Source organism: Candidatus Palauibacter sp., assembly GCF_965261555.1.
Classification (GTDB): domain Bacteria; phylum Gemmatimonadota; class Gemmatimonadetes; order Palauibacterales; family Palauibacteraceae; genus Palauibacter.
Window position 1 is genome coordinate 442,740 of the sequence record NZ_OZ253465.1, and the last position, 21,626, is coordinate 464,365.

At 68.9% G+C, this 21,626-nt stretch carries 19 protein-coding genes; 13 read left to right on the forward strand and 6 right to left on the reverse strand.

The genetic code is table 11. From position 1 onward, the window contains the following. The first annotated feature begins 17 nt into the window (after positions 1–17). The 5 genes from ACQY5G_RS01840 to ACQY5G_RS01860 all read left to right on the forward strand — a co-directional run bounded on the left by ACQY5G_RS01840 (position 18) and on the right by ACQY5G_RS01860 (position 6,342). The gene (locus ACQY5G_RS01840) at positions 18–1,226 is read left to right on the forward strand and encodes an aminomethyltransferase family protein (RefSeq protein WP_428276467.1); all 1,209 of its coding nucleotides are present in this window, start codon (positions 18–20) and stop codon (positions 1,224–1,226) included. Beyond that, entirely contained in the window at positions 1,223–2,845 is a 1,623-nt protein-coding gene (locus ACQY5G_RS01845) for a phytoene desaturase family protein (protein WP_428276469.1), read from the forward strand. The genes ACQY5G_RS01840 and ACQY5G_RS01845 overlap by 4 nt, the downstream gene beginning before the upstream one ends. Further along, on the forward strand, positions 2,842–4,470 hold the full coding sequence (locus tag ACQY5G_RS01850; protein ID WP_428276471.1) for a phytoene desaturase family protein: 1,629 nt from the start codon (positions 2,842–2,844) through the stop codon (positions 4,468–4,470). The genes ACQY5G_RS01845 and ACQY5G_RS01850 overlap by 4 nt, the downstream gene beginning before the upstream one ends. A 100-nt stretch (positions 4,471–4,570) precedes the next feature. After that, a complete protein-coding gene (locus tag ACQY5G_RS01855; protein WP_428276473.1) occupies positions 4,571–5,854 on the forward strand; it encodes an AAA family ATPase in 1,284 nt (427 codons plus the stop codon). Next, positions 5,854–6,342, forward strand: coding sequence for a hypothetical protein (locus ACQY5G_RS01860; RefSeq protein WP_428276475.1), 489 nt, complete (start codon positions 5,854–5,856; stop codon positions 6,340–6,342). The genes ACQY5G_RS01855 and ACQY5G_RS01860 overlap by 1 nt, the downstream gene beginning before the upstream one ends. Before the next feature lie 14 nt (positions 6,343–6,356). On the opposite strand, the gene ACQY5G_RS01865 is transcribed toward ACQY5G_RS01860, so the two are convergent. Beyond that, entirely contained in the window at positions 6,357–6,782 is a 426-nt protein-coding gene (locus ACQY5G_RS01865) for a bleomycin resistance family protein (RefSeq protein WP_428276477.1), read from the reverse strand. A 5-nt stretch (positions 6,783–6,787) separates the two neighbouring features. Continuing rightward, positions 6,788–7,768, reverse strand: a complete 981-nt coding sequence (locus tag ACQY5G_RS01870; protein WP_428276479.1) for a malate dehydrogenase — start codon at positions 7,766–7,768, stop codon at positions 6,788–6,790. A 252-nt stretch (positions 7,769–8,020) separates the two neighbouring features. Between ACQY5G_RS01870 and ACQY5G_RS01875 the strand changes: the two genes are divergently transcribed. From ACQY5G_RS01875 to ACQY5G_RS01895, 5 genes are all read left to right on the forward strand, one after another. Continuing rightward, positions 8,021–8,545 carry a hypothetical protein gene (locus ACQY5G_RS01875; RefSeq protein ID WP_428276481.1) on the forward strand — a complete coding sequence of 175 codons (525 nt, stop codon included), beginning with the start codon at positions 8,021–8,023 and terminating at the stop codon, positions 8,543–8,545. A 6-nt stretch (positions 8,546–8,551) separates the two neighbouring features. After that, a complete protein-coding gene (locus ACQY5G_RS01880; RefSeq protein WP_428276483.1) occupies positions 8,552–10,048 on the forward strand; it encodes a sodium:solute symporter family transporter in 1,497 nt (498 codons plus the stop codon). A 72-nt stretch (positions 10,049–10,120) separates the two neighbouring features. Further along, the gene (locus ACQY5G_RS01885) at positions 10,121–11,029 is read left to right on the forward strand and encodes an ABC transporter ATP-binding protein (protein WP_428276485.1); all 909 of its coding nucleotides are present in this window, start codon (positions 10,121–10,123) and stop codon (positions 11,027–11,029) included. Further along, on the forward strand, positions 11,026–11,823 hold the full coding sequence (locus tag ACQY5G_RS01890) for an ABC transporter permease (RefSeq protein ID WP_428276487.1): 798 nt from the start codon (positions 11,026–11,028) through the stop codon (positions 11,821–11,823). The genes ACQY5G_RS01885 and ACQY5G_RS01890 overlap by 4 nt, the downstream gene beginning before the upstream one ends. Continuing rightward, positions 11,820–13,646, forward strand: coding sequence for a CIA30 family protein (locus ACQY5G_RS01895; protein WP_428276489.1), 1,827 nt, complete (start codon positions 11,820–11,822; stop codon positions 13,644–13,646). Before ACQY5G_RS01890 ends, ACQY5G_RS01895 begins: the two co-directional genes overlap by 4 nt. 10 nt (positions 13,647–13,656) lie before the next feature. Here the strand turns inward: ACQY5G_RS01895 and ACQY5G_RS01900 are convergent, their stop codons facing one another. Then, positions 13,657–15,108, reverse strand: a complete 1,452-nt coding sequence (locus ACQY5G_RS01900) for an amidohydrolase family protein (protein WP_428276491.1) — start codon at positions 15,106–15,108, stop codon at positions 13,657–13,659. A gap of 589 nt (positions 15,109–15,697) precedes the next feature. Here ACQY5G_RS01900 and ACQY5G_RS01905 point away from each other — a divergent pair. After that, positions 15,698–17,020 (forward strand): amidohydrolase family protein, encoded by a 1,323-nt coding sequence (locus tag ACQY5G_RS01905; RefSeq protein ID WP_428276493.1) that lies wholly within the window; start codon positions 15,698–15,700, stop codon positions 17,018–17,020. Between the two features lie 85 nt (positions 17,021–17,105). Beyond that, entirely contained in the window at positions 17,106–18,116 is a 1,011-nt protein-coding gene (locus ACQY5G_RS01910; RefSeq protein ID WP_428276495.1) for an aspartyl protease family protein, read from the forward strand. A 44-nt stretch (positions 18,117–18,160) separates the two neighbouring features. Here ACQY5G_RS01910 and ACQY5G_RS01915 read toward each other — a convergent pair whose 3' ends face one another. Continuing rightward, positions 18,161–19,915, reverse strand: coding sequence for a uracil-xanthine permease family protein (locus ACQY5G_RS01915; RefSeq protein WP_428276497.1), 1,755 nt, complete (start codon positions 19,913–19,915; stop codon positions 18,161–18,163). A 15-nt stretch (positions 19,916–19,930) separates the two neighbouring features. Here ACQY5G_RS01915 and ACQY5G_RS01920 point away from each other — a divergent pair, with 15 nt between their 5' ends. Beyond that, complete coding sequence (locus ACQY5G_RS01920) at positions 19,931–20,059, forward strand: hypothetical protein (protein ID WP_428276499.1); 129 nt, start codon at positions 19,931–19,933, stop codon at positions 20,057–20,059. On the opposite strand, the gene ACQY5G_RS01925 is transcribed toward ACQY5G_RS01920, so the two are convergent. Further along, complete coding sequence (locus ACQY5G_RS01925; protein WP_428276501.1) at positions 20,034–21,329, reverse strand: type II toxin-antitoxin system HipA family toxin; 1,296 nt, start codon at positions 21,327–21,329, stop codon at positions 20,034–20,036. The genes ACQY5G_RS01920 and ACQY5G_RS01925 overlap by 26 nt on opposite strands. Next, a complete protein-coding gene (locus tag ACQY5G_RS01930; RefSeq protein WP_428278630.1) occupies positions 21,330–21,602 on the reverse strand; it encodes a helix-turn-helix transcriptional regulator in 273 nt (90 codons plus the stop codon). It lies immediately after the preceding gene. Positions 21,603–21,626: the final 24 nt, after the last annotated feature.

Sequence of the window (21,626 nt, forward strand, 5' to 3'; positions counted from 1 at the left end):
ACCCGCCGAACGCGACAGTGCCAGCGCCTTCCGTCGTCCGGGGAACGCCCTTTCACGAACGAACCGGTCCGCTCTGCCAGGCCGGCAACTGGCGGCGCTGGGCCGGGCATCTCTCGGCGAGTTCGTACGAGCCGACGCACGAGCACGAGTACCAGGCCATCCGCTCGGCGTGCGCGCTCATCGATGTCTCGCCGCTCCACAAGTACCGGCTCTCGGGGCCGGGAGCGGCGGCGCTCGCGAACCGGGTGGTGACGCGGGACGTGGACCGGCAGGAGATCGGCCAGGTGTACTACACGCCCTGGTGCGACGCGGCCGGGAAGGTGCGGGACGACGGCACCCTGCACCGGCTTGGCGCGTCGGACTTCCGCCTCACATCCGCCGAACCGACGCTAAAGTGGCTGCATGAGAACGCTCGCGGACTCGACGTGGAGATCGAGGAGGAGACGGAACGGGTGGCCGCGCTCGCCCTCCAGGGGCCCCGTTCGCGCGACCTGCTCCAGCGGATCACCGACGGCGACGTGGCGGGACTCCCCTATTTTCGGGTGATGTCGGCGCGGATCGCCGGGATCGCCGCGGAAGTCTCGCGCACGGGCTACACCGGCGATCTGGGCTACGAGATCTGGGTCGGCGCCGCGGACGCAATTCCGCTGTGGGACGCCCTCACTGCGGCGGGTGCGCCGTTCGGCCTCGCCCCGGCCGGCATGCTCGCCCTGGACATGGCCCGCCTCGAGGCCGGCCTGCTCCTCGTCGATGTCGACTTCATCCCGGCCCACCGTGCGATCATCGAAGACCGGAAATCGTCTCCGTACGAACTCGGCCTCGGCTGGACCGTGTCGCTCGAGGCGGCGAACTTCGTGGGCCGGGCGGCACTCCGCGCCGAACGGGCCCGCCCGCCCGCCTGGCGCTTCCGGGGGATCGTCCTCGACTGGGAGTCGCTCGAGGCGGCGTACGCGACCGCCGGCCTCCCCCCGCAGCTCCCGGGCACGACGCTGCGCGACAGCGTGCCGCTGTACGCCGGCGGGCGACAGGTGGGATACGCCACGAGCCGGGGCTGGTCCCCGACCCTCAAGACCTACCTGGGACTGGCGCACCTCGAAGCGGAATCCGCGGTCGTCGGAACCGAACTCGAGATGGAGGTGACCGTCGAGCACCGGCGGCGCCGGGCCCGGGCCACGGTGGCGAAGACCCCGTTCTTCGACCCCGAGAGGAAACGGGCCACGCCGTGAGTGCGACGAACGCGTACGACGCGATCATCGTCGGGGGTGGCCACAACGGCCTTATCAACGCCGCCTACCTCGCCCGGGCGGGACTTCGCACGGTCGTGCTCGAGCGCCGGCACCTGGTGGGCGGCGCCGCCGTGACGGAGGAGATCTTCCCGGGCTTCAAGTATTCCGTCGCCTCCTACGTCGTGAGCCTGCTGAGACCCGAGATCATCCGCGATCTGCGGCTCGCGCGGCACGGGCTGGAGATCCTCCCTCTCGAGAGCACGGTCACCCCGCTCCCGAACGGCGACTACCTCGGGCGCTGGGCCGACCACGACCAGACGCGACGCGACCTGTATCGACATTCTCCGAAGGACGCGGAGGCGTACGACGACTTCGCGACGCTCATGTACCAGCTCGCGTGGGCCGTGAAACCTCTCCTCGGCATCGTGCCGCCCGATCCGCTCTCTCCCGGGCTGCGCGATCTGAAGACGCTGCTCATGCTGGGACGGCACGCGCGCGGCCTCGGCGAGCAGCAGTTCCACGCGCTCTTCAAGCTGGGGACGATGAGCGCGGCCGACTACCTCGACGAGTGGTTCGAGTCGGATCCGCTCAAGGCGACGATGTCCGCGAGCGGGATCATCGGGACCTTCCTCGGCCCCCGGTCTCCGGGGACGGCGTACGTCCTTCTCCATCACTACATGGGGGAGATCGACGGCGTGTTCCGGGCGTGGGGATTCGCCCGGGGCGGGAACGGGATGGTCAGCGAGTCCATCGCCTCCTCGGCGAGATCCCATGGGGCCGAGATCCGGACCGGGGCCACGGTGGAGCGGGTGCTCACGGCGAACGGGCGGGCGACGGGCGTCGTCCTGGAGGATGGCGAGGAACTCACGGCGAAGACGGTCGTGTCGGGGGTCGATCCGAAGCGCACCTTCCTCGGCCTGCTCGACCCGGAGGAATTGCCGGACGATCTCGTGCAGGCGATCCGGCGCTTCCGGATCCGCGGGTCCTCCGGGAAGGTCAACCTCTCGCTGTCGGAGGCACCGGAGTTCTCCTGCCTGCCGGGCGGCGGGCCGCACCTGCGGGGCGCCTTCTCCATCAGTCCGAGCATGGATTACCTGGAGCGCGCCTACGACGACGCGAAGTACGGAGGATTCTCGCGGCAGCCCTACATGGACATCGTGATCCCGTCCATGATCGACCCGGGGATGGCGCCGCCGGGACGGCACGTGATGTCGATCTTCGTCCAGTACGCCGCCTTCGACATCGAGGGCGGGTGGGACGACGCGAAGCGGGAGGCGTTCGGGGACGCGGTCGTCGACACGCTCTCGGAGTACGTGCCGAACCTCAGGGACGCCATCCTCCACCGGCAGGTACTCACCCCGCTGGACATGCAGGAGGAGTTGGGGCTCACGGAGGGCAACATCTTCCACGGCGAGCTGACGCCGCAGCAGCTCTTCTTCTTCCGGCCGTCGCCCGCCTGGGCCGATTACCGGACGCCCGTGCGCGGGTTCTACCAGTGCGGCTCGGGCACACATCCGGGAGGCGGCGTGTGCGGCGCCTCGGGGCGGCTCGCCGCGTTCGAGATCCTGCGCGACCTGCGGCGGCGCCCGCGGGGGCCACAGCCGGGGCGCCAGCCGTGAGGGCAGCCGCGGGGACGCCAGCGAGCGCGTACGACGCCGTCGTCGTCGGGGCGGGCCACAACGGCCTCATCGCGGCGGCATACCTGGCCCGGGCCGGGCTCCGCGTGGTCGTGGTCGAGCGGGGCGAGGCTCCGGGAGGGTGTGCCGCGACGGAGGAACTCTGGCCCGGCTACTGCGTGGACACGGGGGCGCACAGCCTGACCGGGATCGATGCCCGGGTCATGGCGGACCTCGGGCTCACGCAAACGGGAGCAAGGGGCGCCGGGCTCGAGATCATGTCTTCCAACCCCTGCGTCGTCTCCCCGCAGCCGGAGGGAGCGGCGCTTGTCCTGGAGCGGGATCCGACGCGCACGGCCGAGTCGATCCGGCGCTTCTCACCCCGCGACGCGGCCCGCTGGCCCGACTTCGTGTCGGCGATGGGCCGCGCCAGCCGGGCGCTCTCTGTGCTCTACGACACGCTGCCGCCCCGACTCGCGGGCGCGGATCGCGGAGACCTGTGGGAACTGCTCCGCCTCGGCGCGCGCATGGGCCGGGTGGGGCGGCGGGACGCCCTCGAACTCCTGCGGCTCATCCCGATGACGGTCGAGGAACTGCTCTACGAGTGGTTCGAGAGCGAGGCGCTCAAGGGCGCGCTGGCGGCGGACGGCGTGCGGGGGATCTGCCAGGGGCCCCTGGCCTCGGGCACCGGCTACATGTTCCTCCACCACATGGTTGGCGCGGACGGGGTCGTGCGGCGGAGGCGGCAGGTCGGCGGCGGGCTGGGCGCGCTCGGCGCCGCTCTTCAGCACGTCGCCACCGCCGCGGGAGCGGAGGTCCGCCTCGGCCACGAGGTGGCCTCGATCCGCGTCGAGGACGGGCGCGCGACAGGCGTTGTCCTCGCCGGGGGCGAGGAGGTCGCGGCCCCCCGCGTCGTCTCGTCCGCGGATCCCGGCCGGACCCTGCTCGGCCTCGTCGACCCCGGCGAACTGGCGCCCGAGTTCGTCCGCGCGCTGGAGAACATCAAGTACCGGGGCGTCGTCGCGAAGGTGCACCTCGCGCTGGGCGAGCCTCCGTGCCTGCCGTCCGGCGCCGACGCAGCCCAAGCCGCCGTGCTTGCCGGCGCCGCGATCACGGTCGCGCCGAACATCCACTACATCGAGCGCGCGTACGACGACGCGAAGTACGGACGGCCCTCGGAGCGGCCGGTCCTCGACGCCGTCCTCACGACCGCGCTCGATCCGTCGCTCGCGCCGGAAGGGCGTCACGTCCTGTCCGTAGCGGCACAGTACGCACCCTTCCAGCTGACCGACGGTTCATGGGATGACGCGCACCGCGAGGCGCTGGGCAACGCGGTCGTCGGGGCGCTGGCGGAGCACATCCCCAACCTCGAGGGGGCGATCCTGCACCGGCACGTGCTGACGCCGGCCGACCTCGCCGACCGGTTCGCCCTCCCCGAGGGGAACATCCACCACGGCGAAATGACGCTCGACCAGGTCTTCTTCGGACGCCCCGTCGCAGGCTGGGCCCGATACCGGACCCCGATCGAGGGTCTCTACCTTTGCGGCGCCGGCACCCACCCCGGCGGCGGCCTCAACGGCCGCCCCGGCGCCGCGGCCGCCGACCGCATCCTTCGCGACGGAAAGTAACACCACCGGCGACAGCACCCCGGCTTGGCGCGAAGTCCGCGCCGCCCCCAACTTGCCGGGCGACGCATCACCAACGGCACGGCGGGGCCGGAGACGAGACATGCACCATTTGAAGGATTTCAAGAGTTTCGGCGAAGCAGAAATCAACCTGTTCCGCCCGCTCACGATCCTCATCGGCCCCAATGGTTCGGGGAAGACAAACGCGCTGGAGGCCATCGAGGTGCTCTCAACGATCGCCTCGGGTCAACATCTGCACGAGATCGCAGACCTCGGCCGAAAGGCAGCCCTTAACGTTCGCGGAGGCCTTCAAGGCTGCGTTCGCCACGGAAGCAAGATGTTCTCGCTGTCCTTCACCGCGAGAACGAAATGGCAGCGGAAGATCCATGGAATACGGTATCGCGTATCCGTGAAGCCGCGCCCCGAACCCCGCATCGCTGAGGAATCCCTGTGGCTCACGGACGACGACACGATGTTGTTCGAGACGCTCGGCACCGACAGCCCGAGTTCTGCGGACATACGGATCCAGTATAACAATTTCGCACAGGGTGGAAGGAAGCCCCAAGTGAGCGCGTCCGCGACGCGCTCCGTGCTCTCTCAATACGAGCAGTTTGCCTTGAAGAACCGAATGTTGGACGCCTCTCTCAAGCCGATCTCGGCCCTACGCCGCCACTTGGCTGCGTCCTTTGTGTTCGACCCGAAGCCGCACGTCATGCGCCGGTATGAGCGGATCGGAGACGATGTCCTGCTCCGCGACGGCTCCAACCTGTCCTCCGTCCTCTTCGGCCTCAGCATGAAGGGATTGGAGGGGAGAGAGATTCTGCGTTCCCTGTTCGAGTTCATCCGCAATGTTCCAGAAGAGCCGTACAGCCAGTTCAAGTTCATCGAGACTTCGGCGGGCGACGTGATGCTTGGGTTGCAGGAACAGGATTCCGACCAAGTCACGGACGCCCGGCTTCTTTCAGACGGCACTCTCCGCGCCCTTGCTGCGCTCACCGCGGTGGCGACTAGCCAAGAGGGTTCGCGCGTTGTGGTGGAAGAGTTCGACAACGGCCTGCATCCAAGCCGCGTATCGGCACTCATCGCCGCCATCACGGAGATGGGAGATAGACGGAGCGTCAACGTCGTGCTTTCCACGCACAATCCGGCCACGCTCGACTCCCTCACCAAGGATCAACAAGAGGGGGTCGTCCTCGCGTTTCGGTCTCGAAAGGACGGTAGTAGCCAACTTCGGCGGTTGGTGAATCTCCCCCGCCACGATGAGTTGCTTGAGCGGGGAAGTCTTGGCGATCTGGTGACCCGGCGACTCGTCGATCAGTACGTTGCCGATGACCTCGACGAAACTCGCGCGAAGCAAATGCAACGCTGGCTGGACGCACGCGCTTGATGGCGACCGTATTCGTTCTCGACACCAGCTATCTGTGCGAGTTTTATCGCGTTCCGGGGTGCCATCGGAGCGGGTTCTCCGACAAGATCCAACAACGGATGCGAGAGCAGTCAACCGGACGGTTCTTCCTTCCGCTGGGCTGCCTCTACCAACTGTGTGACCACATCGGCGACGTCGAAAACGGACACAAGAGACGCAAACTCGCCAAGGCAGTGGAATCCGACGTCAACTCCAGCATCGAGAAGGTGATCCCTTGGATCATCGTCCCCGCCACCGATGTGAAAGCTGGGCTGTCCGGCCTGCTGCGGAGATTCTCGGAGGATCCCGCCCACCTGGAAATGGGGCTGACGGACTCCACCGTGATAAGCGAGGCGGAGCGCCTCAAGAAAGAATACACGACGTCTCTCGGTTACCGGGTCCATATCTGGACTACGGACAGGAGACTCAAGGTTTACGAGCCGGACTCGGAACCCGACCCGCTGCTGTAGAGGAATCGCCCCGCTTAGTCCAAGTCGACGCCGCGGCTGATTCGGAAGACGTGGCCGTCGGGGTGGCGGACGTGCGTTTCGCGCACGCCCCACGGCATGTCCGTGGGGGGCCACGTGACCTCGAGACCCTGCTCGACGCACCGCTGATGCACGGCGTCGACATCATCCACCCACACCGACATCCAGACGCCCCTGTCGGCCGCGTCGTCGCCACCGGGGCCGAAGGTCTTCTCGACGGCACCCCGGCCTCTTCCTCCCTGACAGTCCTGGCACAGGAAGATCTGGCTGTCGCCGGAAACGACGCCTCCGAAGTCCGGCGGATCGCCCCAGTCCCAGCTCTTCCTCCATCCCAGCCGCTCGAACCAGGCGAAACTCTCCTGCAGGTCCGAGACGTTCAGGATCGGCGTCAGCCCCCTGGCGACCCAATCCCCGCGATCCATCGCCGTCAGCCGATAAGGTCCGCGACGGCGTCGCGTTCGTCCCGAAGCTCCGCGTGCGTGATTTCCATGCGCTCGCGGCTGAATTCGCTCACGTCGAGGCCCTCGACGACGGAGTAGTCGCCCGCGGCGCACGTCACCGGCTGCGAGTACACCACGCCCTCGGCCACGCCGTAGCGCCCGTCCGCGTGCACCGCCATGCTCGTCCAGTCGCCCGCCGGCGTGCCGTGTACCCACGTCCGCACGTGGTCGATGGCGGCGGAGGCCGCGGACGCCGCGGATGAGGCGCCGCGCGCCTGGATGATGTCGGCGCCCCGCTTCTGGACCTTCGGGATGAAGGTGTCCCGGTACCAGGTCTCGTCGACGAGGCCGGTGGCCGGCGCGCCCGCCACCGTACACTGGCCGATGTCGGGGTACTGCGTCGCGGAGTGGTTGCCCCAGATCGTCATGCGCCGGATCTCCGTCGCGTGCGTGCCCGTCTTCTCGGCGAGCTGGCTGATCGCGCGGTTGTGGTCGAGCCGGGTCATGGCCGCGAACTGCCGGCGGTCGAGCCTCGGCGCGTTGGCCGCCGCGATCAGGCAGTTCGTGTTCGCCGGGTTCCCGACCACGAGGACGCGCACGTCGCGGGAGGCGCGGTCGCTCAGCGCGCGACCCTGGGGGCCGAAGATCCTCCCGTTGTCGGCCAGCAGGTCGCCGCGCTCCATCCCCGGCCCCCGCGGCTTGGCGCCCACGAGCAGCGCGTAGTCGACTCCGTCGAACCCTTCGTTCACGTCCGCGGTCCCGACGACCCCGTGGAGGAGCGGAAAGGCGCAGTCGTTGAGTTCCATCTCGACGCCCCGCAGCGCGTCGAGCGCGGGCGGAATCTCCAGCAGTTGAAGCGTGACGGGCCGGTCCGGCCCGAGCATGTCCCCGGCCGCGATCCTGAAGGCGAGGGCGTATCCGATATTTCCTGCGGCCCCGGTGATGGCGACCCGCGCTGGTGCAGTCATGTCGTCTCCGCGCGTTGCGTGTGAGTGTCGTGTGTGAACGTCGTGAATGAGCGTCGGTGGGTGTCCGTGGAATTCCGTCCCCGGCGCCGATACCCCGGGAGAGCGCCAAACTCACAGGACCGACACCTCAAGTCCAGCGCGTATCCGGGCGGGCGTGGCGGAAGCGGCGTGGCGCGGCCTCGCGCCGGGGCCCGCGTCGTGACAACTTCGGCGCTTCCCGAACCGGGGGGCTCCATCCGCGACAACGCTCACATGACTCGTCTGATGGCGGTGCTGCTCGCGCTCTGTGTCGTCCTGCTCGGCCTGCTCGTGCTGGCGGTCGTCGCGGGGGCCGGCCGCGCCGGTCCGCTCCCGCACCCGGAGCACGCCCCGATGCAGGTGGGGATCGACGCGGGCGAACTCGGCGTACCGGCATGGGCGGCGTATGTCGCCGGGATCGCGATGCTCGGCACCATGTGGGTCACGATGCTGATCGGATTCCGGGACGGACACTGGATCCGCCGGGCGGTCAACGCGTGGTCGGTGGGCTACGTCCTCCTCTTCGTGGTCCTCATGTGGTCCTTCGACGCCTACGCCGGCGGCGACACCACGGTCATCCTGGGGTTCACCGCGCCGACCGCCCTGCTGGTGTACGGGCTCACGCTCGCCCCGTGGATCCCGCTTCTCGCCATCACGTGGGCGTTCGAGAGCGCCTATTTCGGCCCGAGGGAGCAGGCCCGCTTCGATGAGATCGTCGCACAATCGAGGGAGAGGCGCGCGCCCTCCCGCGAGGGATAGCGGTCCGTGGAGGCGAACCGCGCCCTGATCACGCTGCTCGCCGTGGTCGCGTATCTCGCGCTCTGCGTCGGCGTGGGACTCTGGTCGCTCCGGCGCACGAAGTCGACGAGCGATTTCTTCGTGGCCGGCCGAACCCTGGGGACGTTCGTGACCGCGTTCGCGATCTTCTCGAGCACGATGAGCGGGTTCGGGTTCGTGGGCGGTCCCGGCCTCATGTACTCGATGGGGACGAGTTCGATCTGGATTCTCGGTACGATCGTCATCTCCAACATCATCGTCCTCAACCTGGTGGCGAAACGCATCCGCATGGTGTCCGAGCTTCGCGAGTGCGTATCGCTCCCGGACGTGGCGGCCGCCCGGTACGGGAAACCGTCGGTGCAGGCTTCCGTGGCCGTCGTGATCCTGCTCGGCGTGCTGGGATATCTGGCGACGCAGATCCTGGCCATGTCGATCGTGCTGCAGGGGGTACTGGCGGAGGCCGGCGTGCTGGAGAACCCGAGCCTTGCGCTCTGCGTCGCCATTTCGTGCTCCGTCCTGATCTTCTACTCGGTCACCGGCGGGATCGTGGCCTCCGTCTACACGGACGTGATCCAGGGCGTCATCATGGTCGTCGCATCCTTCCTCGTCTTCGCCACGGTGCTGGGAACATTCGACGGCGGGCTGACCGAGATCAGCCGGATCGTGGCGGCCGACGACCGCGCGGCGGGCGGGCCGTGGGGAACGATCGGCCTCATGGGCGGGCTCGCGTGGTTCTTCGTGTTCGGCATCGGGGTCGCCGGGCAGCCGCACATCATCACCAAGTTCATGATGCTGCGGCGCATGAAGGAACTGCGCTACGTGATACCGGTCGGCGTCCTCGCCTACAGCTTCGCGGCGCTGCTCTGGATCGGGATCGGCTTCGCGATGCGGGCCCTGGTCATTAGCGGCGGACATCCGGCGCTCGCGACCCCTGACGCCGCCTCGCCGGAGTTTCTGCGGGCCTTCACGCACCCGCTGCTCGCCGGCGTCGTCTTCGCCGCGCTGCTCGCCGCGATCATGTCCACGGCGGACGCGTTCCTGAACATCGGAACGGCCGCCATCATGCACGATCTGCCGAACGCCATCCGGGGCCGGTCGCTCGGCAACGAACTCGCATGGGCACGCATCATCACGGTCCTGCTCGCGATCTCGGCCGCGCTGGTGGCGCTCTATGCCGACGACCTCGTGGCGCTTCTCGGCGTGTTCGGCTGGGGCACGTTCGCGGCGGGCCTCGTTCCCGTCATCGCGATCGGACTCAACTGGAAACGGGCCAACGCCCTCGCGGCCAACGTCGCCATCGCCAGCAGCCTGCTCATCAACTTCGGACTCCGGTCGGGCTTCGGGTTCGGCACCGTGCGCCTCCCGTACGGAGTCGACCACGGGGCCGCGGCGCTCCTCGTCTCCCTCGTCCTCTTCCTCTCCATCTCCTTCCTCACGAAACCTGATCCCATCCCCCGCGACGTCGAGCGCGTGATGGAACTCTGAGGCTTGAAACCTCAGGCGTGATGGCACGTAGAGTGCCCCGGCCGACGGAACCAACTTCGCTCCAGGATTCCCATGTCGGAACCCGACATCGCCCGTCTTTCGGGCGTGACCCATCGATACGGCTCGGTGGTCGCGCTGGAGGAGGTGGACCTCGAGGTCCGGCGCGGCGAGGTGCTGGCGGTGCTGGGTCCCAACGGGGCGGGCAAGACGACGGCGATCCATCTGCTGCTCGGGAGCCTGCCCGTGCAGACCGGAAGAGCGACCGTCTTCGGGCTGCGACCCGACGCTCCCGAGGTTCGGGCGCGCCGAGGCGCGATGCTCCAGATCTCCGGCGTACCCGATACGCTGACGGTGGGCGAGCACATCGACCTTTTCCGCGCCTACTACCCCACTCCCGTCCCGGCTTCCGATCTGCTCGCCATGGCGGGGATCGAGGGAATCGAGGGACGGAGGTTCGGCAAGCTCTCCGGGGGACAGAAGCAGCGGGTCATGTTCGCCCTCGCCCTCTGTGGCGATCCGCACCTCGTCTTCCTCGATGAGCCCACCGCGGGCCTCGACGTGGAAGTCCGGCGCGGGCTGTGGGAGGAGATTCGCCGCCACCGCGAATCCGGCCGGACCACGGTTCTGACGACGCACTATCTCGAAGAGGCGGACGCGCTCGCGGATCGAATCGTCGTCCTCCATCGCGGGCGCGTGATCGCCGAAGGCGCACCGTCGACGATCAAGTCCCGCACCGCCGCGCGCCGGGTGCGCTGCGTGACCCGCGTGACGGGAGACGCCGTGGCGTCCGTGCCCGGTGTCGTCACGTCCGAGACCCGGGGCCAACACCTCGAGGTGCTGACCTCCCGCCCCGAGGCGCTGGTCCGCGAACTCTTCGAACGGGATCCCGACCTCCACGACCTGACCGTGGTCGGCGCCGGACTGGAAGAAGCGTTCCTCGCCCTCACGCGAGAGTCCGACGAACCCGAGCCGGCCCGGTGACCGCGGCGGGACTCGCCCATCGGTGGCGCATCTACGTGCTGGAGGCCTGGTACCAGTTCCTGATGGTCCTGCGGGAGCCCGCCTTCGCGATTCCGACGCTGCTCTTCCCTCTGATCTTCTACCTGTTCTTCGGCGTGCTCATGGGCGCGGGGAGCTTTTCCGCCGCCGCGCCCACGTACATGCTGGCGACGTACAGCGTCTTCGGGGTCATGGGCCCTTCGCTGTTCGGCTTCGGCGCCGGGCTCGCCATGGAACGCGACTCGGGTGTCCTCCTCCTCAAACGGACCACGCCGATGCCGGCGGCCGCCTACCTGCTCGCCAAGGTCGCGATGGCGATCGCCTTCGGAGCGGCCGTCGTCCTGGGGATCTTCCTTCTCGGCGCCCATGGGGCCGGGGTGGTGCTGTACCGCTGGCAGTGGTTCGCCCTGGCCGGAGTCGTGCTCGCCGGAGTGATCCCCTTCTGCGCTCTGGGGCTTGCCGTCGGGGCGTGGTCCAGGGGACGCGCCGCGGTGGCCATCACCAACCTCGTGTTCCTGCCCATGGCCATGCTGTCCGGACTCTGGATCCCGATCACGATCTTTCCGGCGGCCCTGCAGGACGTCGCCAACGCGTTGCCGGCCTTCCACCAGGCGCAGCTTGCGCTCAAGATCATCGATATGGACGGGGGACAGACCACGCTCCTGCACGTCTCGGTGCTCGGCGTTCAATCGCTCGCCTTTCTCGCCGTCGCCGCTTTCGGCTTTCGGCGGGCGGGGTCGGGCGCCGTCTCGCTTCGCCCGGGAGGAACATCATGAATGCGGGAAACCGATCGGGTGCCCGAAGTCTGTGGATTCTTGCAGTCGCGGCCGGGGGATTCATCGGCGCGCTCGCGACGCTCCCGGTTCCCGGCGGCGCGAACGTCCCGGGACAGGAGGCGCCGGAGGAGAGCTTCGCGGTGGTGGACGTGGCGCTCTTCGACGGCGTCGCCTTCAGGCCGAACCAGGATGTGTGGGTGGAGGACGGACGTGTGCGGCGCGTCGGGGCGAAGCTCAGACTGCCGGAGGAGCTGCCTCGGGTCGACGGGCGCGGGCACACGCTGCTCCCGGGCCTCATCGATGGCCACGTCCACACGTTCGGCGGAACGCTGAACGACGCGCTGCGCTTCGGCGTGACCTCGGTGCTCGACCAGTTCACCGATCCCGCTCTCCTGACGGGAGCGAGAGCGGCCCGGGACGAAATCGCGCGCACGGCCGAAGCCGACCTCTTCTCTGCCGGCATGCTGGCGACGGCGCCGGGCGGTCACGGCACGCAGTTCGGGATGGCGGTGGAGCCGCTCGCGGACCCGGCGAACGCTGCCGCCTGGGTGCGGGCGCGGAAGGCGGAAGGCTCCGACTGGATCAAGATCGTCTCGGAGGACGGGAGGGCCTACGGCAGCGAGCTGCAATTCCCGGCTCTCGACGGCGAGACGATCGGCGCACTGATCGCCGCAGCCCACGCGGAGGGACTGTTGGCCGTCGTCCACGTCACGGGCATCGAGCGGGCGCTCGAAGCGGTCTCGCAGGGTGCGGACGGTCTGGTCCACGTATGGATCGACGAGGTCATCGCCGAGGAGGACGCCCGCCGCGTCGCGGAAGCGGAGGTCTTCGTCGTTCCGACGCTCTCCGTCATCGCGAGCATGTTCGGCGACTCCACCGGACTGCGGGTGCTCGACGAGACCGACGAAGAACTGGTCTCGCCCATGCAGCAGGGGACGCTTGGCAATCCGTCGTATCTGCGCACGGGGACGGAAGGCGAGGCGGCGCTGGAGAACGTGCGGCGCCTGCACGAAGCGGGCGTCCGTATCATCGCCGGAACGGATGCGCCCAACCCCGGGACGGGGGCCGGGATTTCGATGCACGGAGAGCTTCGCCTCCTGGCGCGGGCCGGTCTGGCCAGCGACGCGGCACTCGCCGCCGCGACGTCCGGGGCCGCGGAGGCGTTCCGGGTCCCCGAGCGCGGCCGCGTCGCCGAGGGCTACGTCGCCGACCTCGTGCTCGTGCGGGGCGACGTCGGGGATGACCTGTCCCGCACCACGGACATCGTCACGATCTGGAAGGATGGCTACGCAGTCGCGCGCGAGTCCGCCGCGGCGGGGTCCGCCCCGGAGATCGCGCCGGCGCCCGACGGACCGATCGTCGTCGATTTCGAGGACGGGATCGACGCCGGCTTCGGTTCCGGCTGGCAGGTGACGACGGATGCGATGAACAGCGGCACCTCCACGGCCGAGTTGGCGGTGGAGGCCGGCGCCCTCGTCGTGCGCGGCGAGACGAAGGCGGGGTCCCCGTTCCCGTGGGCGGGCGCCATCTGGTTTCTTGGCGCTCAGCCGATGCAGGCGGTCGACTTCTCGGGCCGTAGCGTCCTGCGATTCCGGGCCCGCGGCGACGGGCGAGGTTACACCGTGATGCTGTTCGGCGCCGACATCGCGGCGACGGCGCCTCCCGCGGTCCCCTTCCTCGCCGGGGCGGAGTGGACCGTGGTCGAGATCCCGCTCGAGAGCTTCTCCACGGCCGATCCGACGATCATCGCCGGCCTCGCCTTCGTGGCCCAGGCACCGCTCGGAGCGTTCACCTTCGAACTGGACGACGTCGAGATCCGATAGAGAGGTCCGGCTAGCGGACGCCGACCTGGCCGGCGACGGCGGCGGTGAGCCGCTCCGGGTCGTAGCCGAGTCCATCCTTGAACACCAGACGGACGTTTCGGATGTCCGAGGGCCGGAGTTCAATGTCGCCCTCGATCACGATGAGGTCGGCGAGCTTGCCCGGGACGACCGTGCCCAGTTCGCCGTCGAGGCCGAGGATGCGCGCCCCGTTCGCGCTCACGATCCGGACGGCGGCGGTCGGCTCGAAACCCGCCTCTACGAGGATCTCGAAGTTCCGCTGATCACCGTAGCCGGGCAGCGCGCCCCAGGCCGGATCCACGCCGGCCGCCAGCACGCCGCCCGCCTCCACGAAGGCGAGTTCGAAGTCGAGCATGTTCTCGAACAGGTCGATCATCCACGGCATCTCCGTCGTCCGGAAGATCGACCGCCGCTCCATCTCCGCCTCCACGACGTGATCCGGGAGCGCGTCCAGATCGCGCTCCGTGAGGTCGGGCACGAGCGGCGTGGCCTGCTCGGCGACGGCCACGGTGGAGGTCATGGCGACGCCGGCGGCGACCATCTCGGAGATCGTCTCGGCCACGCGGGGGTCGTCCATGTCCAGTTCGGCGATGCTTCGCTGGTAGTTGGGGCTGCACCTGTCCGGTTCACGCGTGGTGTCGTACTCGGAGTTGGCCCACAGGCCGTGTTCGAGGTTGTCGATCCCCATCGCCGTCGCCTCGCGGAAGCCCACCGAGCACAGGTGCGCCGTCACCTTCATCCCCTGGCGGTGCGCCTCGTCGATGATCGTGCCCAGCGCCTCGCGCGTGATCTGCGTGTAGGCCTTGATCCACTCCGCCCCCTCCGCGGCCCAGTAGCGCACGTACCGGCGCGCCGCCTCCTCGTCCCGGATCGCATACATCCCGAGATCCCGGAGGCGCTCGTCCGGTCCGGGGCTGATGACGTAGGGGGCGGTGATGAGGATGCGGGGGCCCGGCGTCTCGCCCCTTTCGATGGCACCCTTCAGGGAGATGTCCTGGTACGGGGAGACGCTCCCCGTCGTCCGCACGGTGGTGACCCCGGCCCCGAGATAGAGTCGCGGACCCGAGTACTGCATCTGCGACGCGCGCGGCGTGGACTGGTAGTAGAACATGTGGTTGTGGAGCCCGACCATTCCGGGCATGACCGAATGGCCCTCCAGGTCCAGCCGTTCGGCACCCGATGGGATCTCGACCTCGCCCGTCGCGCCCACGCTCTCGATCCGGTTCCCGCGGACGACGATCGTCTGCCCCGGGCGTGCGGGTCCGCCCGTGCCGTCGAAGAGGAGCACGTTTTCGAGCGCCACCACGGGCGAGGAGACGGCGAGATAGGACCTCACCTCCCCGGACAGGGCCTCGCGGTCCTGGCCCTTCGCCGGCTCTCCGCCGAGAAAGAGGATGGCCATCGAACCGAGAATCCCCGTGCAGGTGCGCACTCTCTTCTCCATGGTCTTGCTCCTTTGCGTTCGGCGGGAATGTCTGAGCGTAGATCCCGTCGTCCGGGACGGAAAGATCGGCCCGGTGAGGAGGGGAGTGTCGGCGCCGGCTGGCTGGTGAACGCCGCGACCATGCTCCGCCGTCCGGGGGACACACCGCCGCGGGGCGGCCACAGGACCGTGGAGCCGGTTGGCAGGCGTTCAAGGCTGGCGCCGCCGCCGACGCTCCCCTCCTCCCCTTCCGCACCCCACGCCCGCCCTGCACCGTGGAGCAGCGCGGTTTACCAGCCAGCAAGCCCGGCCACCGCCTCCCCCGCCGCATCGGCGACGGGCGGGTGATGGGCGTGTCGCCGATTGCGCCAGCCTTGAACGCCCTCGGAACCGCCGACCGGCGTACCGCCCACCCCGCGACGATCCCGCACCCCGGCCCACGGAGCATCGTCGCGGCGTTCACCAGCAAGCAAGCGGCGACACGCCCATCACCCGTCCCACCCCGATGCATACCTTGTCTTGGACGGTGATCTCCGTCAGCGTAGATGCGGTCGTCCGGGTCGGTTGGACCCGGTCGCACAGGAAGCGGACTTGACCAAGGAGCTTCGCCGTGCGCGCTGCAAGAGCTTCGTTCGTTCTCATCGGGATGTTGGCGGGAGCCGCTTCAGTTCAGGCGCAGGACCGGTGGCTGGCGATCGAGGGGGGCACGGTCTTCGATGGGACGGGCGCCGTCCACGAGAATGCGACGGTGCTCGTGCGCGGCGACCGGATCGAGCGGATCGGGCCCGCGGGGCAGGTGGAGATCCCGGCGGGGGCCGAGCGCCTCGATGCTTCCGGCAGGTTCCTCACACCGGGATTCATCGACCTCCACTTCCACTACTCTCCCGGCCCGCACGCGTCGATCGACGGGACGGGGACCGACGCGAATCCCGAACTTCCGCTCCTCTTCCTGGCCAACGGCGTGACCACGCTGAGGGAGATGGGACAATGGATGTCGGATAACGAGACCTGGATGGCGGGCGTGCGCGCCCAGGGGTATCCGGCGCCGCGGCTCCTCTATTCCGGACCGATCCTCGACGGGTGGAACACGGCCTATCCCACCATCTCCCGCGTCCTGCTGGACGAGATGGACGCCCGGATGGCGGCGAACGAACTGATGGATGCGGGCGCGACGTCGCTGAAGGTGTATTTCCGGCTCTCGCTCGCGCAGATCGCCGCCGTCATCGAGGAGGCCGACCGCCGCAACGTGCCGGTCCACGGCCACCTCGAGATCGTCGACCCCGTGGCCGCGATCCGGCTGGGGCTGGATGGGATCGAGCACACGAGGTCCGTGGGCAGGGCCCTCGTCTCGCCCAAACAGGCGGAGGAGTTCCGGCAGTCGGTGTTCCGCGAGAGCATCTACCGCGGGGCGGGCGGGCTGGCGCTGTGGGCGGCGCTGGACCCCGCCGGGCCGCGCGCCGACGCGCTCATTGAACTCATGCTCGAACGGAACGTCAACCTCGACGGCACACTGGCCGTCTTCGAGCCGGAGTTCAGCGAGGAGGGCCGCGACGTGCAGTGGGCGGCGATGCGGAACATGGGCGCGTTCACGGTGCGCTACGCGAAGGCCGGCGGCCCCGTGACCATGGGCTCGCACGGCTTGGTGGCGAACGCGCCCCCGGGGCTCGCCTTCCAGCGCGAGATGGAGACTCATGTGGAGTCCGGCATGACGCCGGCGGAAACTCTGATCTCCGCGACCCGGATGGGCGCCGAAGCGCTGCGCCTGCCCGACAGGGGCACGCTGGCGCACGGCATGCTGGCCGACATCGTACTGTTCGACGCCAGCCCGCTCGACGACATCGCCAATGCCCGCCGCGTGCACGCCGTGATCCTCGGCGGCCAGGTGCTCGACCGCGATCGACTGCTCGCGACGGCGGAGGGCCTGGTCCCCTGATCTGACTGTTACATGACAACGGGAACCATTTCTGCTATTGTGGTGTGTCACAGTTATGCAACGGCAATCGTTACAATCTAGTTACATGAAACTAAACCTGGTCGGGGCCGCACTGGTTGTCGTCGCCTCGTCGCCTGCCTCGGCGGCGGAGTGGCGGGCTCCCGTCCAGGAGCCGCCGGAGCTGCAGGAAGTCGCGAACCGCACCCCGGCCGACGAAGCGCTCGTCGCCGCCATCCCCCTCGGCTTTCGCAACGGCTGGTTCACCATCGAGGGCAGGTCCCGGCGCGGACCCCTTCGCTTCGTCTTCGACACCGGGGCGAACGCGCACGGACTCACGCGAGGCGTGGCACGCCGGCTCGACCTGCCGCGCGTCGGATGGACACGCGTGCAGGGCGGAAGCGGGAGCGAGGCGACCTGGCTCGTTCGCGGACCGGACATCTTTTTCGGACGCGCGAATGCCCGGCCCGGACACCGGGTCATCGTGGACGACGACTTCGTCACCGACCCGGCCGGAATCCGCTACGACGGCGTCATCGGCACCCGCCTCTTCGAGCGCTATGACGTCCGCATCGACGGCCCCGACAGAGAGATCCGCCTCTACGAACCGGGGCGGGCCACCCCCGGCGACGATCTCGGGCCCCCGATCCCGATGGATGACCTCGGACGCGCGCTGGTCCACTTCACGGTCCGGGTCAACGGCCGGGAGGTGGGAGCGATACTCGACACCGGCGCCCCGTACACGGTCCTCAACACGGCGGCGGCGCTGCTCGCCGGAGTCGAACTCACAGGCGAACCCTTTACGCTGCTCCCACGCGGCGTGGGTTCCGCGACGATTGCCGCGGCGCCGATCCGGCTGGCCTCGCTCGACCTCGGCACGACCCGCTTCGCCGATGTCGACGCGGTCGTTGCGGAACTCGCCATGTTCGAGGCGCTCGACCTCTCACGACGCCCGCTGCTGATCCTCGGGGCGCCGGTGCTGGAGGCCTGCGAAATCCTGATCTCGCGGGCCCGCGGGTCGATCTCGGTCTGCGAGACGCCCGGCCGGATCGAGCGCCCTCTCCCACTCATCGCGGCCCACCAGATCTCGAGCCGCTAGCCTCCACCGCTAGCCGGAGCCGTCGACCGGCCGGCTCCGCTCAGCTAGCCTCCCCGTGCGGGGCCGTCGATGTGAACCGTCACGATGTCCGCATCGTGGTATTTCTGGTGCCTCACCGATGTGGCCAGGTGCTGCAGAATCCGGAGCGAGAGCTCGTGCTCCTGCGGCTCGGCCGTGCCGTGGCTGGCGAGAACGGCGATCTGGTCCTCGATGTTCCCCGCGCCGCTGGCCGAGATGAACTCCAGTTCGGCCCCGTTCCCCCACTTGCGGGCGACGACGCGCAGACGCCGGTCTTCCGCGTCTTCCCCTTCTTTCGCCTCCTCCAGCAGGAGCAGCAGCGTCTCCTCGGCCGCCTGCAGCAGCCGGTCGCTCATTTCCATGCGCCACTTCCGCCGGATCGAGAACTTGTCGAGGAAGTTCCGGATGGTGGGGAGCGCCTCCACGTTCAGCGTCGTCTCGACGCGCAGGGGCCGCGAGCCCGTGAACTCGAGCAGGGCTGTGAGGAGGATCGCGGTCAGGCCGCCCGCCGTCATGCCGTTCTCGAGCAGAGGCGCGAGCCCGGGGCTCAGATACTCGTTGAAGAGGGCGCCCTCCTGGAATGCGACGCCCGCCCAGAACGACACGCCGACGATCGCCGCCTTGCGATAGTCGATGCCGTCCTGGACGACGACCCGCGCCCCGATGACGAACAGGATCCCGATCAGAACGAACCCGTAGGCGGCGAGCACGGGGTCGGGGATGGCGAGCACGATCGCCGCGATCTTCGGCAGGAACGCCAGCACGCAGAAGGTCACGCCGATGCACACGCCCACCCGGCGCGCCGCGACGCCCGTGATCTCGGCCAGCGAGATGCTCGACGAATAGGTCGTGTTGGGGACGGTGCTCAGCAGCCCCGAGAGCAGGTTGCCGAGCCCGTCGGCGGCGACCGCGCCCTGCACCGCTCCGAAGTCCGTGGCCCGGCTGCGCCGCCAGGACACGCGCTGAATGGCCACGGCGTCGCCCACGGTCTCGATCGCGCCGATCAGCGTCACGAACACGAACGTCGGCAGCAGCGCCCAGAAGGCGGGGCCGATGCTGAAGCCGAAGCCCGGCCAGCCGGCTGCGGGGAGACCGATCCACTGCGCGGCCGCCACGCGCTCGAAGTCGTAGATGCCGAACGAAACCGCCGCCGCGCACCCGACGAAGATGCCGATCACGGGACCCCACAGCCGCCAGACGCCGCTCGCCCGGAGCACGATGAGCAGCGTCGCGAGCACGGTGACGCCCGCCGTCACCGGCGCCGCCAGCGTCGAGGCGCCCTCGGGCACCTGGCGCAGAAGATCGAACAGGAGGGGCATGATCGTGACCGCGATCAGCATGATCACCGTCCCCGCGACCACCGGCGTGATGATCCGCCTCAGGAGCGCGAGGTGCCGCGAGAGCCCGAACTGGAAGAGGGAGGAGGCGATGACGAGCGCCGCGAGGAGACCGGGGCCGCCTTCGACGAGCGCCGTCACGGAGGCCGCGATGAACGCGCCCGATGTCCCCATGAGGAGGACGTACCCCGCTCCCACGCGCCCGACGCGCGCGGCCTGCACGGCCGTGGTCACGCCGCTCACGATCAGGACCGCGAAGCTCGCCCACGACAGGTAGGACTCGGAGCCGCCGGCCGCCCGCACCACGATCGCCACCGTGATGACGATGGCCGCGATGGTGAGCACGACGTACTGGAGCGCAAGTCCGATGGCGATCCGGTACGGGGGCGTCTCGTCGGGCTGGTACTGGATCGCGCTGTTGAAGTCGCGAGGTTCTGTCGCCATCGGTCACATCCATCGTTGGGGAACGGAGATGCCGAACGCTTCGCGCTCGAAGCTCAAGCGAACGGCGACAGCCCGCAAGACGGCGACGTGGCGGACTTCATCGGACTCGAACTCGTCCTCACGAACCCGTGGGATTGCCACTGAGTCGGCCGACCCCGGCTCCGGTCGACGCCATGCATTGCTCCGCCCGGACGGTGACCGTGCGGCGGAATCGCCGGAGCGCCTCCGTATCCAGCCCCGGCATCGTCAGCTCCTCCGTCACGTCGTGTGCCCGCCGGATCACCGACTCTCCGATTTCGGCGACCCTTCTCCGGATGAGAGGGAGTCCCAGCGTCGCTTCTTCCGCAAAGGCAGCCCAGCGGCCAGAGTCCATCTCCGCAAGTTCCGCGCAGCTCCCGATGGGCATGGCGAGCGTAGACGACAGCTCCGGGTAGGCGACCGTCATCACGAGGTCATAGAGCGGTGCGAGACGAGGTCCGGCCGCGTCATACAGGAGCGAGAAGTTCTTCCCGTGCGCGTCCGCGTTGCCCGCGATGAGATTGAAGATCACGGCGTCGAGGAGCCTGATGACGTCGACGGCGGGGCGGCGCGCGACCCGGCGCAGCAGGTCGAAGCCAACCTTCAGACCCGGACCGCCCTCACCTGCGTACTTGGCCGCCGGGGGTATGGCGAGCGCCTGACAGAAGTCCTCCTGATGGATGCGGCGCACAAAACCGTCCGGGCCGACCGATCGATCGTATCGCTCGATCAGGAGGAACGTTCGATCCCCCACTCGCCGAGGCTCCACGGACGCGACGTCCAAGCCCACCGCGCGCGCGAGCCGCATCGCGAAGGCTTCGTTCTCCGTTGTGTGGGGGAAATCGGGGATCGCCGGCTTCAGGATGTGAGTCGTGGGCTGCCCCGACGCTGGAAGGGCGATCACGTCGTCGACCATAACGACAGGCAGCTTCGACTGGGCCCCGGCGAGCGAGAGGCGCAGGCCTTCGTCGCCGGCGAGCAGCGGACGCCACGGCAGCTTGTCGAGCACGTCGATCAGCGCCGCGTCGTTGAGCGGTTGAGGGGAATAGTCCGAGTCCGGCTCCGCCGGCGGTTCTCCGGATGGCAGCAGTTGGAGCGCTCCCGCAACGTCGCCGCCGAGACGATCGAGAATGACGAAGTCGTTCAAGGGGGAAACACCCAGCGCCCTTGCCACTCGGTCCCGTTGAACCTCCTCCGGCAGGAGGCCGGCGAAGAAGGGCCGGCATTCGCGGCGGGCATATCGCTCTGGGCGCTTGGGCAGCGACGCGGACAGCGCCGGGGCTCGTTCGTCCCGCAGCCAGTCGTCCGCGTACACAAACTCGAGGGCGGCGGGCCACGGCTGCATCAAACGACCGACGAGGCGCCCATCCCACCAGATGTCGAGGACGCGGCTCATCTATCGTGGACGGCGGCCGGTATCGTGGACGGCGGCCGGTGCCGTCGCGTCGGCTTCGGGTGGGGGAACGATCTCGACCGAACAGCCGAGCGCAGCCAGAACCTGAAGGACCTTTCCGACCTGCGCGGTCGGTTTTCCCGCTTCAAGATCTACGATGAAGCGCAGACCGACCCCTGCCGCGCCCGCAAGCTCATGCTGGCGCAGCCCCGCGTCCTTGCGCGCGTCTCGGACGATCTTGCCGATATCGGCGGGTGTGACGGTTGTCTTCATCATGAAGTATTCCCGATCGGGAATATC

Excerpts from the sequence above, each read along its gene's own strand:
- ACQY5G_RS01855 (WP_428276473.1), top strand. The coding sequence starts at position 4,571 with ATGCACCATTTGAAGGATTTCAAGAGTTTCGGCGAAGCAGAAATCAAC.
- ACQY5G_RS01860 (WP_428276475.1), top strand. The coding sequence starts at position 5,854 with ATGGCGACCGTATTCGTTCTCGACACCAGCTATCTGTGCGAGTTTTAT.
- ACQY5G_RS01865 (WP_428276477.1), bottom strand. The coding sequence starts at position 6,782 with ATGGATCGCGGGGATTGGGTCGCCAGGGGGCTGACGCCGATCCTGAAC.
- ACQY5G_RS01870 (WP_428276479.1), bottom strand. The coding sequence starts at position 7,768 with ATGACTGCACCAGCGCGGGTCGCCATCACCGGGGCCGCAGGAAATATC.
- ACQY5G_RS01875 (WP_428276481.1), top strand. The coding sequence starts at position 8,021 with ATGACTCGTCTGATGGCGGTGCTGCTCGCGCTCTGTGTCGTCCTGCTC.
- ACQY5G_RS01885 (WP_428276485.1), top strand. The coding sequence starts at position 10,121 with ATGTCGGAACCCGACATCGCCCGTCTTTCGGGCGTGACCCATCGATAC.
- ACQY5G_RS01895 (WP_428276489.1), top strand. The coding sequence starts at position 11,820 with ATGAATGCGGGAAACCGATCGGGTGCCCGAAGTCTGTGGATTCTTGCA.
- ACQY5G_RS01900 (WP_428276491.1), bottom strand. The coding sequence starts at position 15,108 with ATGGAGAAGAGAGTGCGCACCTGCACGGGGATTCTCGGTTCGATGGCC.
- ACQY5G_RS01910 (WP_428276495.1), top strand. The coding sequence starts at position 17,106 with ATGAAACTAAACCTGGTCGGGGCCGCACTGGTTGTCGTCGCCTCGTCG.
- ACQY5G_RS01915 (WP_428276497.1), bottom strand. The coding sequence starts at position 19,915 with ATGGCGACAGAACCTCGCGACTTCAACAGCGCGATCCAGTACCAGCCC.
- ACQY5G_RS01925 (WP_428276501.1), bottom strand. The coding sequence starts at position 21,329 with ATGAGCCGCGTCCTCGACATCTGGTGGGATGGGCGCCTCGTCGGTCGT.
- ACQY5G_RS01930 (WP_428278630.1), bottom strand. The coding sequence starts at position 21,602 with ATGATGAAGACAACCGTCACACCCGCCGATATCGGCAAGATCGTCCGA.